The organism is Vibrio plantisponsor, from assembly GCF_013041605.1.
GTDB lineage: Bacteria > Pseudomonadota > Gammaproteobacteria > Enterobacterales > Vibrionaceae > Vibrio > Vibrio plantisponsor.
The window spans coordinates 45,898-60,477 of record NZ_JABEQC010000003.1 but is presented as its reverse complement, the minus strand read 5'-3'; the positions used below and the strand labels follow the sequence as shown (position 1 = coordinate 60,477).

15 protein-coding genes are annotated in these 14,580 nt (G+C 42.2%); 9 read left to right on the top strand and 6 right to left on the bottom strand.

Annotated elements, in window-relative coordinates:
• Positions 1–56: 56 nt before the first annotated feature.
• Positions 57–647, bottom strand: a complete 591-nt coding sequence (locus tag HKI82_RS05640; protein WP_171137425.1) for a phage antirepressor N-terminal domain-containing protein — start codon at positions 645–647, stop codon at positions 57–59.
• Positions 648–1,090: 443 nt separating this feature from the next.
• Between HKI82_RS05640 and HKI82_RS05635 the strand changes: the two genes are divergently transcribed.
• Complete coding sequence (locus HKI82_RS05635) at positions 1,091–2,152, top strand: hypothetical protein (protein ID WP_171137424.1); 1,062 nt, start codon at positions 1,091–1,093, stop codon at positions 2,150–2,152.
• A 331-nt stretch (positions 2,153–2,483) separates the two neighbouring features.
• Entirely contained in the window at positions 2,484–2,936 is a 453-nt protein-coding gene (locus tag HKI82_RS05630; RefSeq protein ID WP_171137423.1) for a hypothetical protein, read from the top strand.
• 290 nt (positions 2,937–3,226) lie between these two features.
• Here HKI82_RS05630 and HKI82_RS05625 read toward each other — a convergent pair whose 3' ends face one another.
• Complete coding sequence (locus HKI82_RS05625; RefSeq protein ID WP_171137422.1) at positions 3,227–3,943, bottom strand: NAD(P)H-binding protein; 717 nt, start codon at positions 3,941–3,943, stop codon at positions 3,227–3,229.
• Between the two features lie 165 nt (positions 3,944–4,108).
• On the opposite strand from HKI82_RS05625, the gene cobT reads away from it, so the two are divergent.
• From cobT to btuD, 6 genes are all read left to right on the top strand, one after another.
• Positions 4,109–5,137 (top strand): nicotinate-nucleotide--dimethylbenzimidazole phosphoribosyltransferase, encoded by a 1,029-nt coding sequence (gene cobT, locus HKI82_RS05620; RefSeq protein ID WP_171137421.1) that lies wholly within the window; start codon positions 4,109–4,111, stop codon positions 5,135–5,137.
• Positions 5,137–5,937: an adenosylcobinamide-GDP ribazoletransferase gene (locus HKI82_RS05615; protein ID WP_171137420.1), complete on the top strand. Its 801-nt coding sequence runs from the start codon at positions 5,137–5,139 to the stop codon at positions 5,935–5,937. The genes cobT and HKI82_RS05615 overlap by 1 nt, the downstream gene beginning before the upstream one ends.
• Positions 5,934–6,488, top strand: a complete 555-nt coding sequence (gene cobU, locus HKI82_RS05610; protein WP_171137419.1) for a bifunctional adenosylcobinamide kinase/adenosylcobinamide-phosphate guanylyltransferase — start codon at positions 5,934–5,936, stop codon at positions 6,486–6,488. The genes HKI82_RS05615 and cobU overlap by 4 nt, the downstream gene beginning before the upstream one ends.
• A gap of 264 nt (positions 6,489–6,752) precedes the next feature.
• On the top strand, positions 6,753–7,781 hold the full coding sequence (locus HKI82_RS05605) for a succinylglutamate desuccinylase (RefSeq protein ID WP_171137418.1): 1,029 nt from the start codon (positions 6,753–6,755) through the stop codon (positions 7,779–7,781).
• Between the two features lie 103 nt (positions 7,782–7,884).
• A complete protein-coding gene (gene btuC, locus HKI82_RS05600) occupies positions 7,885–8,880 on the top strand; it encodes a vitamin B12 ABC transporter permease BtuC (protein WP_171137417.1) in 996 nt (331 codons plus the stop codon).
• Complete coding sequence (gene btuD / locus HKI82_RS05595; RefSeq protein ID WP_171137416.1) at positions 8,867–9,622, top strand: vitamin B12 ABC transporter ATP-binding protein BtuD; 756 nt, start codon at positions 8,867–8,869, stop codon at positions 9,620–9,622. Before btuC ends, btuD begins: the two co-directional genes overlap by 14 nt.
• A 275-nt stretch (positions 9,623–9,897) precedes the next feature.
• Here the strand turns inward: btuD and HKI82_RS05590 are convergent, their stop codons facing one another.
• The 4 genes from HKI82_RS05590 to HKI82_RS05575 all read right to left on the bottom strand — a co-directional run bounded on the left by HKI82_RS05590 (position 9,898) and on the right by HKI82_RS05575 (position 13,016).
• On the bottom strand, positions 9,898–10,473 hold the full coding sequence (locus HKI82_RS05590) for a nucleoside triphosphate pyrophosphohydrolase family protein (RefSeq protein ID WP_171137415.1): 576 nt from the start codon (positions 10,471–10,473) through the stop codon (positions 9,898–9,900).
• Positions 10,474–10,593: 120 nt separating this feature from the next.
• Entirely contained in the window at positions 10,594–10,944 is a 351-nt protein-coding gene (locus tag HKI82_RS05585; protein WP_171137414.1) for a DUF2750 domain-containing protein, read from the bottom strand.
• A gap of 121 nt (positions 10,945–11,065) precedes the next feature.
• Complete coding sequence (locus tag HKI82_RS05580) at positions 11,066–11,689, bottom strand: OmpA family protein (RefSeq protein ID WP_102940521.1); 624 nt, start codon at positions 11,687–11,689, stop codon at positions 11,066–11,068.
• Position 11,690: 1 nt separating this feature from the next.
• The gene (locus HKI82_RS05575; RefSeq protein WP_390632441.1) at positions 11,691–13,016 is read right to left on the bottom strand and encodes a TolC family outer membrane protein; all 1,326 of its coding nucleotides are present in this window, start codon (positions 13,014–13,016) and stop codon (positions 11,691–11,693) included.
• Between the two features lie 527 nt (positions 13,017–13,543).
• Here HKI82_RS05575 and HKI82_RS05570 point away from each other — a divergent pair.
• The coding region (locus HKI82_RS05570) for a VCBS domain-containing protein (protein ID WP_171137413.1) at positions 13,544–14,580 on the top strand (1,037 nt) is incomplete at its 3' end.

The following is a 14,580-nucleotide window of genomic DNA, read 5'->3' as shown; positions in this document are numbered from 1 at the left end:
TTTGTGTTCTGAATGCTCAAAACCCCAAGCCAATGCTTGGGGTTTCTCTTTCCATCCTACCTACGCAGCAACATCGCTTGCTCTGCACACATAGCTAATTGAGATAGGGCGGTATCGGCAACGTTCTTTAGTTGCTGCACCGTAAAGTAACCCGGTTCTTTTAGTAGCTTAGGAATGTCTTCAGTACGGAAAACCACACTATCTTCAGAAACTGGCTGCATTGACACAACATGACCCTTCTCCATGTACATCAAAACACGCATGCTGCTTGGTGGCATTACGGGCATTATTTCGTTGGGTGTGTTTTGCTTTGTCCAATGCTTCCATAGGACATCATCACATTCATTTTGGTATTGAATGACTTTGTCGCGAATATCTTCACGAACGCGGTTAGGTTGAAGTGTTTGGAGCCAGCCGAATAGTTTACGGAGAGGTAGGCAAGTCATAGCGTTGTTTCGATCAACTGAGGGTATCAGGATAACCTTGATACCCCATCTTTCAGGGTTAGATTTTATTTTTTCATGCTGACCTTGCCAAGACATCCCCATACCTTCAACGATAGATTTCATCGGGGTGTATGGTTCGCCATTGTGATCAACGATAAATAGATTTGAACCGTGAAAAGGGACTTTGATTTGATTAGACATAAGAATGTCCTCGTAGTAATAAAATTTTACCACCACGCTAAGGGACCAAACTTAGGGTGGTGAACTGAACCGGGTTGGTCCTACCGCTTACTACGCAACGGCCAGTTATTTAAAACTGCCCGATCCAGCCCACCATAATTCAGATGTGCGAAATCATACGTACAAAAAAACCAGCAAATAGACGCTGGTATCAGTACGTCGTAGTAATAAAACTCGAAAACGGGGGACCAATCCCGTCATTGGATTTTGCCAATGAGTCGTTAGAGTAGTTCAGGTGAGGTTGAATTGTCAATCTGGATGCAGTTTTTGCATGAAAACAAACTATTTATCCCGTTAATTCAGATAGCTAGCTGAGCAAAATTGCAACTGCGTCATTGATATATGGAACGGAAGTCTATATATGTTCATATGCAATGTGAATTCAAGGATTAACAGGGGAAAAGATGGAAGCTAAGCAAATGTACCATTTAGCAATTTGGTACAAAACAAATGTTTTGAGCAACAATATTACTGGTCAGTTATCAAATTTTAAGCAATCAATCACTCAACAAATGGCTAGTACTAGTAATGCTGCAAGTAAGCTTAACCAAGTAAGAAATGAAAGCAATAAGTATAAAGAAGTGTTAGGCCGCGTTGATAGCAAATCATTAAGTTTTGAAGATATAAATGTTTTAGAAAAGCTTGGGTTGCAATACATAATTCTTCGTCCAGCCATTCCTGAATTGAATAGAATTCTGGGCGTAGGAGACCTTCAGGAAATATCTGCTCGTATTGGTGATGCTTTGCAGACAATCCAAACAGTAGACACTTACTTCAGGCATTTTTTAGAAGCATTTGAGAAAATTTTTGGTTCTCCTGAAGAGCTTGATTCATTTGATACAAAAGGAAAAGTTCTAACCCGTATCCGGTTTCACAATGACGCATCAATTTCGAATGTAGTTGACTTGGTTGATTGGTCTGAACGATGGAACACTATTGCACGTGGTTATTCAATGGTTTTGGGTAAAGCACCAGAAGAATTTGAAATAGTTAGTGCATCAAAAGGTTCTATCATTTTCGATTTACTGTTAAATCTAGAAACAGTAAATATGCTTGGTGAAACATTCAATCATATTGCTACGTTTGTTCTAACTTGTGCAGAGATCAGGCGGACGCTCAAAAGTATGGATCATTTAGAGTCTAATCCTGAGTTGAAAAAACAAGTTGAAGCTCATTTGAACACTGAGCTTGAAAAGAAAACGGACGAGTTGGCTGAAAAAGTCGCAAATATACTGCTAGAAAAATTTGCCCAAGAAGGTAAAACCGATAATGGAGATGTAAAGGTTAAACTGAAGAAGTCAGTGAAAGAACTAGATAACTTTATTGGAAAAGGTGGAGATGTCGAGTTTAAGGCAGAAACCAATGATCTCGATGTTAATGAGCAAGTTAAGCTAGTTAACGATGCTATGAAGCAACTACAAAACCGCTCTCAGCAAAAGCAACTAGAAGATAAAACACAGAATTAAGATCGATTTAATGACACTCTCGGGAGTGTCTTTTTTTGCCTTGAAACGGACTGAAACAGCTCTTCAAAAACCACTGTATAATGACACCTTTATTACACCCTAATTACACCCGCGATTCAGTCGGGTATTCTAAGTCTTTGTAATTAGTGATTAAAATTGCTTTTTTAGGTTTTTAAAACGGTGAAACCCCGATGTTGGTAGCATCGGGGTATAAATAATGTGTGATCAGCTCTTAGTAATTGAAATTAACTATTGATAGTAATGATTCTCATTAATATCATTGGTTTTGTAAAATATCATCGTTTTTCAGTCAGTTAACTAAGAGAAGTATATGGAAATACATGAAGGTAAAATTTCTAATCTAAGAGAGTCATTGTCATTTAATGAAGGTACGAGTATTTATACTTACCACTTTAGAGTTGCTAATCAACCAGTGTCTTATACTTCTCACCAATCTTTAGTATTGGATGACGGTGATTTTGTAACAGTTGCAGGAAAAACCAAAAGCGGCATGTTTAAAGTATATGCCTATAATAATCATTCAGCTGGTGTAGTTGGAAGTAGTGCTCAGTCTACACATTGTTTTATTGGTGGTGTGGTTGGTATTGTAATGGCTTTAGTGGTACTCAGTGTGTTCTCAAGTCCATTTTTTGGCGCAATTCCTTATGCTTTTGCGGCATGCTTTTTGGGGTTGGGCGTCGTTTATCTGGTTAAAGGTATTAAGATAAAATCTGCAATTGACTCGGTTCTCAATCAGGTTGATAAAAGAGAGTCAGACATTTAAATAAGATCAGCGTATTAGCTTATGAAATTGTGTCCAAATTGCGTCTCAGTAGGTATGATTATTTGATTTAATTGTTTTTATTCAATAGGTTAAATTAGCATTCCTATAATCGAAGAAGAAGTAAGTTGGCGAGTTTTCCTGCTGCATGTGTGATTACCAAATCGCTGAAAGATTTACAGGTATTAGAACATCCCCCATACGACTAAGCAATCTCCATGGCGTGTTACAAGCGTTTGTTCAGTAACTTATCGCATTGTCTGGCTAACTATTGGGCAAGTTATGGTCTGATCTTAACGGTACTTTTCCAGCATATGTCGCATGGCGATGCTATCGAGTATGGTCACATGCTTTGCATCTGTATCGAACAAGCTGTAGAGCATACTTCTGGCCACTGCCTCCGCGCTTATTGGGACGAGATTTCTTAGTTTTCCAAACATCAGGTATTTGCCGACTTTCATAAAGTTTTGCAGTAGAACTTCATCTGGGCGAGTGATTGCGCGTTTACCCACTAGCGGTCCCGGTCTGACGAAAGTGACATGAGTAAAGCCGATTTGGCGAATGGTTTCTTCCATGCGACCTTTGCAACGTAAATAGTGAGAACGTGATCGTGCATGAGCGCCGTAACTAGAAACAACTGCTAACTTTTCAACTCCTAGCAATTTCATTTGCTGAGCGACATGACAAACAAGTTCGAAATCAACTTTTTCCAATCCTTGTTTTGAACCAGCCTGTTTTAAGGTCGTACCCAGCGCGATGATCCCCAATGTTGGGCGACTGTTTGAGTTTTCCCAATGTTTTATGTTCAGTTCTGCATTTATAAGCTGGGATAACTTACCATTTGTTGCTGCGAGAGACTCGGGCGCAAGTGGCTTTCTGCTCAAGGTAAAAACATGTCCAAGGGCATGCTCATTTAAAGCAATGTCTAAACAAGATGAACCGACTAAACCCGATGCTCCCGCGATAATGAGAATGGGTTTGTTTGTTGCTGTAAAAGGGGCGTCTTTCATCGTTGCTTCCCAGATGTTTAATGTCATGCTGTGAAATTAAGCTAATTACTCGGCAATATACAAGTATTTCATTTATTGGCGCTTTGTAGGTTTGGCGTCGGATGGATTTTGTGAGTAGACTGCGTCATCTCTTTTGAAATTTAAGCATTGTTCAAGGAATCAATAATGTTAGATCTATCGTTTAACGATGCAATTTGGCACCGTATTAATCAAAAAACCAAACCATTAGGTGCTTTAGGGCAGTTAGAGCAGGTTGCTCATCAACTGGCATTAATTCAAAGTCAGGGGCAGCAACAAGCGGTTGAACATATTGCGATTCAACAACCAACGGTACTGGTATTTGCCGGAGACCACGGCATTGCGGATGAAGGGATCAGCATTGCTCCTAGCGCTGTAACACAACAGATGGTACTGAATTTTTTGGCGGGTGGTGCTGCTATCAACTGTTTCTGCCGTGCAAACAATGTGGCGATGAAGGTCATTGATACAGGGATATTGTTGCCAGTGGACGCGCAGCATCCGGATTTTATTGTTCAACGTTTAGGTGTTCGTACCGAGAACTTTGCTAACCAACCAGCTATGTCGTTAGAGCAAGTTGAGCAAGGATTAGATTACGGCCAGTCACTGGTTGAAAGTGTGATTGATGCTGGCAGCAACTTAGTGATGTTCGGTGAGATGGGCATTGCTAATACTTCAAGTGCTGCCGCTCTGTTAGCCAGCTTGTCTGATTTACCTGTTGAAGAGTGTGTCGGTAAAGGCACGGGTATTTCTGATCAGCAGCTTGAGAAAAAGTATCAACTGGTCGCGAAAGGCGTAGAACGCACTAAAGGCAAGGGCGTGAAAGAGGTACTTGCCGAGGTTGGTGGATATGAGATTGTTCAAATGGTAGGCGCATTTTTAGGTGCTAATCGTAAGCGTACACCTGTGATAGTGGATGGGTTTATTGTCACGGTCGCCGCTTATGTTGCCACGCTTATTGAACCAGAGTGTCGAGACTATATGATATTTGCGCACTGTTCTGACGAATCGGGGCACAAAAAAGTACTGAACTTATTAGAAGCAACGCCTCTGTTGAACCTGCATTTGAGACTCGGTGAAGGTACAGGCGCGGTTTTAGCCGTTCCACTCATTAAAGCCGGAGCCGAGTTTTACAACAACATGGCGAGTTTTGCTGAGGCAGGAGTGACAGTGTAATGCTGGCTAGACTCAAATATCAGTTTGAACTGTTTCTTTTGGCGCTCAGTTTCTTTTCTCGAATTCCTGTGCCCGCCAATTTGCCTTATAGCAGTGAAAGGATGAATCAGTCTGGCCGATATTTTGCGTTGGTTGGAATACTTCTTGGGGCAATTTGCGCTGGCTTCTATGCTTTAGCTGATCTGCTTTTGACACCTGAAATCAGCATTTTTTTGACCATGGTGCTGAGCTTGATGCTGACCGGAGCCTTCCATGAAGATGGGCTTGCCGATATGGCGGATGGTGTCGGTGGCGGAATGACGGTAGAGCGTCGTTTAAGCATCATGAAAGATAGCCGGATCGGCACTTATGGTTCAACTGCGCTAATAATGGCTCTGTTGGGTAAATATGTGTTGCTGGTTGCAGCCAGCGACATCATTTCTCTCATTCCCATTTGGTTGGTGGGTTACACTTTGAGCCGCGCTGTCGCGTCGTCCTTCATCTTCAATACGCCTTATGTGTCCGACAGTGATACCAGCAAGAGTAAACCGTTAGCCCACAAACAGAGCTACAACGAATTGGCTGTGGTTGTCGTCACAGGACTAATACCTTGCATATTGTTAGATGGTTATTTGATTCTGGTTCTTATTGCTTTAGCGATTGTTTTTCGTCAGCTATTCAGACGTTGGTTGATCAGCCGACTTGGAGGATTTACTGGTGATTGTCTGGGCGCGGCACAGCAGCTAATGGAACTGATGATCTATCTTGTGGTTGTTGTTTTTGCGCAAAATGGTTTTCCCGTTTTAGGAGCCGCTTGGTGACAGTGCGGTTGATACTTGGTGGGGCAAGAAGCGGTAAGTCCAGCTTCGCTGAGCAATTAGCAAAGAGTAAAGTGCTTTTTGATAGTACAAAAGCGTTGCACTACGTAGCGACAGCGATCGCATTTGATGAGGAGATGGAGGCTCGAATACAACATCACCAACATCAGCGCGGAAAAGGCTGGATTGAACATGAAAGCCCTTACGAGTTGGCACAAACGCTTGAGCAGTTATCTAGTGATGACGTAGTACTGGTGGAATGTCTGACACTTTGGTTGAATAACGTGATTTACAATCATGGTCAAATGCGCGATTCGAAACAAATTGGCCAAGTAATCAAGCATCTTATTGATGTGTTAAAACAGAGCCGGGCTGATATTACTTTGGTATCCAACGAAGTCGGTATGGGGCTAACACCGGAAGGCGAAGTATCGCGTCTATTTATTGAACATGCAGGTTTGATGAATCAATGGATTGGAGAGATCTCTACTGAAGTTATTTTTGTCGCTGCAGGTTTAGCAAAAGTGCTGAAGGGAGCAAACTCTAAGTTGTAAAACGTAGTGATTATAAAAGAAAATCCAAAATTGAGATTTAAGACAAGCGTTTCAACGAATTGGAACTTCTAGGGTATAGAGTCTCAATAGCAGTTAGGATAGAATTCGCCTTCAACGTCATTCAGTTAATAGTCGAACAGGTTATCAAAGTACAGCAGGCATATTTCATTTTATATTGAAGTTCAGCTCAATAAGTGAGATCGCTTCAACATAAATTGTTTGCTCAATTCTTTAACATACCGCTGTGCAATAAAGGAGTAGCGCATGACGAAGTCTCTATTTCGCCAATCTTTTCTCTTCGACAGTCTAGATCTTGAACAATCCGTAAAGTGTACAGCGGTGACTACACCGGCAGGCGTCACTCTCAAATTGCTTCAACGCGGTATTTTAGAAGTTGTGCCAGCTAAACACGATGACGATACCAAAAACATCGTTATTTCTTGTGGTATTCATGGTGATGAAACGGCTCCAATGGAGCTTATCGATAAACTCGTGAATGACATTCTGAGTGGTTTCCAGACAGTAAATGAAAGATGTTTATTCATCATTGCGAATCCTGAAGCGACCAAGCTGCATGTGCGTTCATTGGATGAAGACTTGAATCATCTGTTTGACGAAAAAGCCCACGAAGAAAGCAAAGAGCTAGCCATTGCAGATAACCTTAAACTGGTAATTAAGGATTTCTATGCTGAGAGTGAGGTAAAGTCTCGCTGGCATTTAGATCTGCATTGCGCTTTTCGTGATTCAAAACATTATTCATTTGCAATCAGCCCTAAATCTCGTCATCCAGTGCGCAGTAAAGAACTCTTGGATTTTGTTGAGAATGGTCACATTGATGCAGTGATGTTCTCCAATGCGCCAGCAAGTACTTTTAGTTGGTACAGTGCGGAAAACTATGCCGCACAAGCCATGATGATTGAACTCGGTCGTGTCGCCGAAATCGGCTCTAACGATTTACAGTGCCTAACGGCATTTGATTTGTCGCTACGTGATTTGATTTCCAGAAGCCAATCTGAACATTTGCCTAGAAAGGCTACGATGTACCGCGTTAGCCGGACAATTGTTCGCATCCATGACGACTTTGATTTCTTGTTTGATGATAGTATTTCTAACTTTACGAGCTTTATGCACGGTGAAGTGTTTGGTCATGATGGCGATAAACCACTGATGGCGAAGAATGAAGAGGAAGCGATTGTGTTTCCGAATCGATATGCCGCGGTGGGCGAACGGGCTGCACTTATGGTGTGTAAAGTAAAAATTCGTTATGAAGACGGTCAAGCGGTATACGATTAACAGGTTTATTGCTGGTCTTCTATATTGAAGCTTTATATTTGAATGGCTTAACGGTAAGGTTAAGCCATTCTTTTTTGAACCGTTATTTTTTACATGAACGTCTATGGATTTTAGTCAACTCATGCTGCTTAAGCAGCGGCGCTGGATGCGAGCAGGCTATCTTTTGCTCGCATTGTTAGCATTAGCCAGCGTGGCCTATCTGATGGTTGGTGAAATCTTTATCTCGCCTTTCAGTTCGTTTGATGCTCTCGAAACTCGTTTGGTGTTTGATTTACGTTTGCCAAGGCTTTTTGCAGCCATGATGATTGGCGCTGCATTAGCGGTTTCCGGTGCAACTCTTCAAGTGTTACTTGGTAACGTTCTGGCAGAGCCGGGGATTATTGGGATCTCTGGCGGTGCAAGCGTAGCGATGGTTATCCTGCTGTTCTTCTTCCCAGCTATTTCTAGCCCTGAAGCATTTATGATTTCTGCAATTATAGGGGCTCTGATCTTTACTTTATTGCTGGTGTTTATCGCCAACGCAATGAGGCTTACAACAACCCGACTTCTTTTGGTGGGTGTTGCGCTGGGTATCTTGTCTGGTTCCGTCGTCACATGGGCATTTTATTTCAGTGATGAACTGAGCTTACGTCAACTTATGTATTGGCTTATGGGGAGTATTGGCGGTGCTAGTTGGTATCAACACACTCTAACTCTTATCGCACTGCCAGTTATGGGATGGTTGCTTTATCAGGGATCCGTATTGGATAAACTGATGCTTGGAGAAACCCATGCTAAACAGCTAGGTGTAGATGTTGCCAGCATTCGCTGGAAACTGATCATCGCCGTATCCGTTTTAGTGGGCGCTGCGGTTGCCCTAGGAGGCGTGATAGGCTTCGTTGGCTTGGTGGTACCCCATTTATTGCGTTTAGCACTAGGCTCTGAAAACCGCATGCTATTGCCTCTGAGTGCTGTCAGTGGTGCTCTTCTTATGGTATTGGCTGATATTGTTGCGCGCTTGGCTCTGGATTCTGCTGAGCTGCCATTAGGCGTTGTCACTACCACTATTGGCGCACCCATTTTTATTTGGATGCTGGTAAGAAATCATGATTCGCGTTAATAGCCTGCACGTTAAAGAGCGTTTACTGCCTTTGTCATTCCAATGCCAAGCAGGGGAAATACTTCATGTTGTTGGTCCTAATGGCAGTGGTAAAAGCACGCTTCTCTCTGCATTGGCGGGAGTGATTGACTGCGCTGGAGATGTTTTCCTCGGCGATTTTGATATCAAGAAGAACTCTTTGAGTGAGTTGGCCTTGCGCAGGGCTTACCTATCTCAAAGCGAGAAGCCCGCTTTTAATCTCGATGTCTTCCAATACCTCGCGTTATCTCTCCCCATTAATAGTTCACTGCATGACTCTAAAGTTAAAGAAGCGGTAAAGCTGTTTACTCATATATTGAAGATTGACGATAAACTTCACCGCTCTATTCATCAATTATCTGGTGGCGAATGGCAACGCGTGCGACTCGCAGGTAGCTGCTTGCAAGTTTGGCCTGCTATCAATCCTTATGCTCAACTCCTTATTCTTGATGAACCGGGTGCACCATTAGATATCGCCCAAGAAGGGATGCTTTATCAATTGATTGCGAAAATGGCACAAGAGGGATTGGCTGTTGTTATGGCGAATCACGATTTGAACCGAAGCTTACAGAACGCAAACAAAGTATTGCTGCTTGAGCAAGGTGTCGTACAGAGTATTGGTGAGCCGACAGAAGTCTTAAGTGAAGAGAACTTGCGTAATGTGTTTAACACTTCTGTGAGATGTGTCTCTCTTGATGGTAAACCATACTTGGTGTTCGATTAGTTTTGGTGCACTGAGCACAAATCTGGGTCAGTTTCAAAAGGTCTTGTGTACTAACTTATTGTTTACATTAAGAGTGAAATATTAATTTCTTTAAATATCAATGGTTTAATCTTTATTTAAAAGTTGGCACGCTATTAGCATTAATAAGAGTGATACATTCTCGTTCTTGTTAGGCTTTTTATAGTCTCATTAGCCACCTTGCTCCCAAGGTGGCCTTTTTTTATCTGCGATTCCGCGAGCCTAAAGGCAACTGGCATTGAAAAAGCAGTTAAGAACTATTGAGTTAGAGCTTCTAGGTTTGCTGGACGGTAATAAACGGACTTTAGGACTTTACCTTGGCGAATGGTTTTGCTTTCAGACAAGAAGTCTTCTGCACATTTCGCGATGAGATAATCGCCTTTTTGTACCGCCATTAGTTTAATACCTTGCTCAGCGTAGAACGCTTCCGTATCGCCATATTCTTTTTCGTTTCGACAAACCTTGCTCATGTTAGAGCTATGAACCTCATCCCAACAAGGAAGGAAATCAATACCACGATTGACCGCAACATTCAGTAGTAGGTCGATCAAGTAGCTGATAGCGATGTTGTCATTGATATTGCGATGACCAAGGTGCACTAGGCGACCCATAAGCACATACACGCTGTCTACAATCGCATCCGCTTGTTCAGTTTTGCTATCTGCTTCAGCCAGTTCGGTCAGTTCTTCGATGGCTAATGAGGTATGAAGGGTATCTGCTTTTGCATCTAAGCTTGCTGGATCCGCTACTGGTAAGTCAAAAGTGCTACGGAATTCGTTGATGTCGCGGTATAGGTGATCGTAAATTTCTTGTGTCAGCTTAGATAAATGCATGGGTTCAATCCAGTTGAAAATAAACAGGTCGTCATAGTACCAAAGCTCGTACTACAAATACAAAACAAGACGCTATTCGCGTCTTGCTTAAGTGGTCATGAATTGGCTATGCCAATTCACTTAAAGATACATTTTTGCCAGTTCTGAAGGCTCAAGTTCTTTTCCGTCTAAAGTTTGGTTCCAGTTAATGCCAACAAGAACACCATCTTCATCAAGAGTGATCAGCCAATCTTCAACGAAAATATCCAGTGGGATCTCTAGAACTTCGAAGTCTGCCCATTCTTCTACATTGTGCAGCTCAGCGTCTTCTTTTGAAGACCAGAAAGGCATAACTTCACTTTCTTCAAATTCTGTTGATTCACAAGATAACCAACCTTCTTCATTACGCAAACCCCAAACCAACTGGTTTTCTTGGGTTTCTTTGATGAAAAGTTCTAGGTTAGCTTGAACATCTGCTGTTAATTTGCTCATTTTATTTTCTCATTAAGAATGATGCACGAAGGGTAGCACTTTGAGGCATTTTTTCCCATTAAGATTTGGATATCTCACAATAAAAAGGCGGCTAATCGGCCGCCTTTCTTGATATATAGGTTTATTTAGGCAGTGCCGTAAATATGCTCCACTCTTTGACGATTGCACCTTTGTAGCCAACCACCGTCGCTGTCACTCGACGATTTAATGCATGAGCAACTTGTGTATCATCATGAGAAGCAAGTTCAGTGTCGCCGAAACCAACAATTCTCACTCTGTTGCGCTCAACACCGTAGCGTAGTAATTGAGCTTCTACTGCTTCAGAACGTCGTTTAGATAGGTTGAGGTTATGTTCTTGGCTACCGACTTTACTTGCATAACCTTTTATCTCGATAGAAGCCGAAGGGTAGGTGTTTAGAAATTCCGCCATTTGTCGAATCTGACTAACAAACACCGGAGGAATATCACTAGAATCATTAGCAAATAGGATGTGTAAACTTTGTAGCTTCGACGTTTTAACAAAGGTACCACATCCATCATTATCGATTTCCGATAGTGAAGGGGTATCTGGGCAAAGATCTCGAGCGTTGATTACACCATCGTTATCATCATCCTCAAGATCTGCGACTTGATTGATCTGCGGTAGAGCAATGTAATCATATTCATCGCTAGCTACATTTTCTTCAGCATAAGCGAACATTGTAGCGCTTAAGGTCGCTGTAAGAATAACAAATGTGCCTTTCATCTTAGTATTTCACCTTCTCTGTCCATTCCGGAGCGACATCAACTCGCAATGCATCTAGTAAATTACCTGTAGCGTTCATAACGCGATACTTTGCATATTGCTCAGCGTATTTCGCATCCAAATAGTCTTTACGGGCTTCAAACAGTTCATTTTCTGTATTGAGCAAGTCAAGAAGCGTGCGTTGACCAATCAGATACTGTTTGCGATATGAAGCAACGGTTTGGGAAGTTGAATCCACATGGTCAGCTAAAAATTCTTTTTGCTGTAACGTCAGATCGAGAGCGCTCCATGACAAACGTAAGCCTTCTTCTACGGCACGGAATGTATTTTCGCGTAAATCTTTTGCTTTATTGAGTTGATAAGCGGCGCTTTCAGATTGATCACTATCGCTACCACCATTGAAGATGTTGTAGCGTAATCTCACCATTGCACTGAGTTCATCACCACTGCCTTCATTACCTCCCGCATCGTCATACCAGCGCTGAGATGCTTCCAACGAAATAGTTGGATAGTAGGGCGCTTTTGACTGTTTATATTGAAAACGAGCCGCGTCTACATCTGTTTGTGCCACTTTAATGACTGGATGTTCTTCGAATGCTTTTTTCAGAGCGTCATCAATAGTGTAAGGAATTGCAGTACTGTCCGCTCGAGGAAAGGTTAAACCTAAAGGCTCTTGACCGACTAAACGGCGAAATTGAGTATGCGTATCGTACAAATTGTTTTGTGCCGCGAGTAAGTTACCCATTGCTTTAGCTATACGAGCTTCAACTTGAGTTACATCGGCGATAGACCCTACACCAGAATCAGCACGTTTTTTTATATCACGATAGATTTCTTTATGCGTTGCTAGGTTTTTTTCTGAAAGCACGAGAATTTCGTAAGCTTTTGTCGCTTCGAGATAAACATCCGTGACTTCCAGAGCTTTATTTGAGGCATCCGCAAGAAGCTGGTAGCGGTCTGATTCAGCTTCAGCAGCAGTACGATCCATATCATTTAGTGTGGATGAACCATCCCAAATAAGTTGATTAAGAGTTAGGGCTGCATCTTTACGGGTCATATCTGTATCAGGATTACCTGTAGAAGAGGCGGGATTGATACCTTCGTATCCAATACCAGCATCGAGATCGATTTTAGGTAAATATGCACCAGAAGAGGCACTTGAGTCAGATAAACGACTTTTATATTGGTTAAACGCACTTTTCAATTCAGGGTTTGAAGCAAGAGTGAGCGATACTGCTTGTTCAAGTGTCTGTGCAGACACGGATCCTGCGAGTACTAAAGAGCAGAAAAGTGTTTTAGTTGGGAACCCTTTCAAGATGAACTCCATCAAAAATGACATGTACAACGGACACCGAGTTTAAGGTAAAAGGTGTCTCATTGATAAGACGACTACTTAGATGTGTCAAAAATGTGACTAAAATTGTGATGTATATAGGATTTTTGCATAGTTTTGGGTGGAGATATAACAAATGCTTTATGTAACACATTAATGAATAAGTATTTTCTGCATGTGATACGGTAAGAAAAACCTTACATAAAGATTATCATGAAATGTGATGTTAATTCATGGAATTATTTGTCGTAAAAATAAGAAGTGTCAATAAAATGTTATTTTGATGCAATTTTCGCCTTTGTTAGACGGTTGAACGATGATATCTTAAGTCAGATTTTTCCCACAAAATATTCGAGGTTATCTCGAATATTAAACGGTTAAACATATAACTGTTTGTAACGTGTATTTTTGAGGCTTATATGGCAAAAGGTTCTTTATTTTCAATCACAAGTCTTGCTGTAAATCAAATGATAGTGATTGACAAAAATGGCGATATAAAAATAGCGACGATTGGCGAAAAATTGCCAGAAGGATCAGTTGTCATCCAAAGAGGAGATGAAGCTGGTTTCAATAACGAAGCTACTACTCAACTCGTTGGTCAAAACGATGAGCTTCAAGATGTTACAGATGATGTTGCGCAGTTACTTGCAGCCTTAGAAGAAGGTCAAGACCCTACACAACTTGATGATGAATTAGCTCCTGCTGCTGGTGGGAGTAATGGTTCCGCACCTACTGATAGTGCAAGTATTGACCGTGTGGGTTCAGAAATTATTGCTAGTACAAATTTCAGTACAACTGGATTTGAATCATTAGGTTTTTCTCAAACTCAAAGCCTCGCCTTAATCAACCTTACTCGTTCAAATGCAAGTGTGAATGGAGAATCCGCTGCCTCCAATTCCGATCCTGTTGCTGAAGATGATGCTATTTCAATTGATGAAGATTCATTAGCTGTAACTATCGATGTGCTGGCTAATGATACCGACTCCGATGGGAACTCTCTAACGATCATCTCTGCAAGCGTTTCTGAAGAAGAAGGAGCCGTCTCGATTGTCGACGGCAAACTCATATTTACTCCTGCTGAAAATTACAACGGCCAAGCAAACATCGAATACACCGTCAGTGACGGTCAAGGCGGTTTTGACTCGGCGACGGTGACAGTGACGGTCAATCCAGTTAACGATGTTGCTGAGATCAATGGCACTGACAGCGGCAGCGTGACCGAAGATACAGCCTTAACCACTGGTGGTAAATTAACCATCAGTGACGATGATGCGGGCGAAGAGCGATTCACTGCGCAAAATGACACTGAAGGCCAGTACGGCGAGTTCACTATTGATGAGCAAGGCCAATGGAGCTACAGGTTGGACAACGATCTGGATGCCGTGCAGCAGTTGGGCGAGGGTGACACACTGACCGAAAAGTTTGATGTGTACTCAGCCGATGGCACCAAACACACCATCGAAGTGACAATTGACGGTACCAACGACGCGCCGGTGGCGGAAGCGAAAGTGGACTCGGTGGTGGAAGACAGCACCATCACCGGTACCCTGACCGCTTC

Excerpts from the sequence above, each read along its gene's own strand:
- HKI82_RS05640 (WP_171137425.1), bottom strand. The coding sequence starts at position 647 with ATGTCTAATCAAATCAAAGTCCCTTTTCACGGTTCAAATCTATTTATC.
- btuC (WP_171137417.1), top strand. The coding sequence starts at position 7,885 with ATGGATTTTAGTCAACTCATGCTGCTTAAGCAGCGGCGCTGGATGCGA.
- HKI82_RS05580 (WP_102940521.1), bottom strand. The coding sequence starts at position 11,689 with ATGAAAGGCACATTTGTTATTCTTACAGCGACCTTAAGCGCTACAATG.
- HKI82_RS05615 (WP_171137420.1), top strand. The coding sequence starts at position 5,137 with ATGCTGGCTAGACTCAAATATCAGTTTGAACTGTTTCTTTTGGCGCTC.
- btuD (WP_171137416.1), top strand. The coding sequence starts at position 8,867 with ATGATTCGCGTTAATAGCCTGCACGTTAAAGAGCGTTTACTGCCTTTG.
- HKI82_RS05630 (WP_171137423.1), top strand. The coding sequence starts at position 2,484 with ATGGAAATACATGAAGGTAAAATTTCTAATCTAAGAGAGTCATTGTCA.
- HKI82_RS05585 (WP_171137414.1), bottom strand. The coding sequence starts at position 10,944 with ATGAGCAAATTAACAGCAGATGTTCAAGCTAACCTAGAACTTTTCATC.
- cobT (WP_171137421.1), top strand. The coding sequence starts at position 4,109 with ATGTTAGATCTATCGTTTAACGATGCAATTTGGCACCGTATTAATCAA.
- HKI82_RS05635 (WP_171137424.1), top strand. The coding sequence starts at position 1,091 with ATGGAAGCTAAGCAAATGTACCATTTAGCAATTTGGTACAAAACAAAT.
- HKI82_RS05625 (WP_171137422.1), bottom strand. The coding sequence starts at position 3,943 with ATGAAAGACGCCCCTTTTACAGCAACAAACAAACCCATTCTCATTATC.
- HKI82_RS05605 (WP_171137418.1), top strand. The coding sequence starts at position 6,753 with ATGACGAAGTCTCTATTTCGCCAATCTTTTCTCTTCGACAGTCTAGAT.
- HKI82_RS05575 (WP_390632441.1), bottom strand. The coding sequence starts at position 13,016 with ATGGAGTTCATCTTGAAAGGGTTCCCAACTAAAACACTTTTCTGCTCT.
- HKI82_RS05590 (WP_171137415.1), bottom strand. The coding sequence starts at position 10,473 with ATGCATTTATCTAAGCTGACACAAGAAATTTACGATCACCTATACCGC.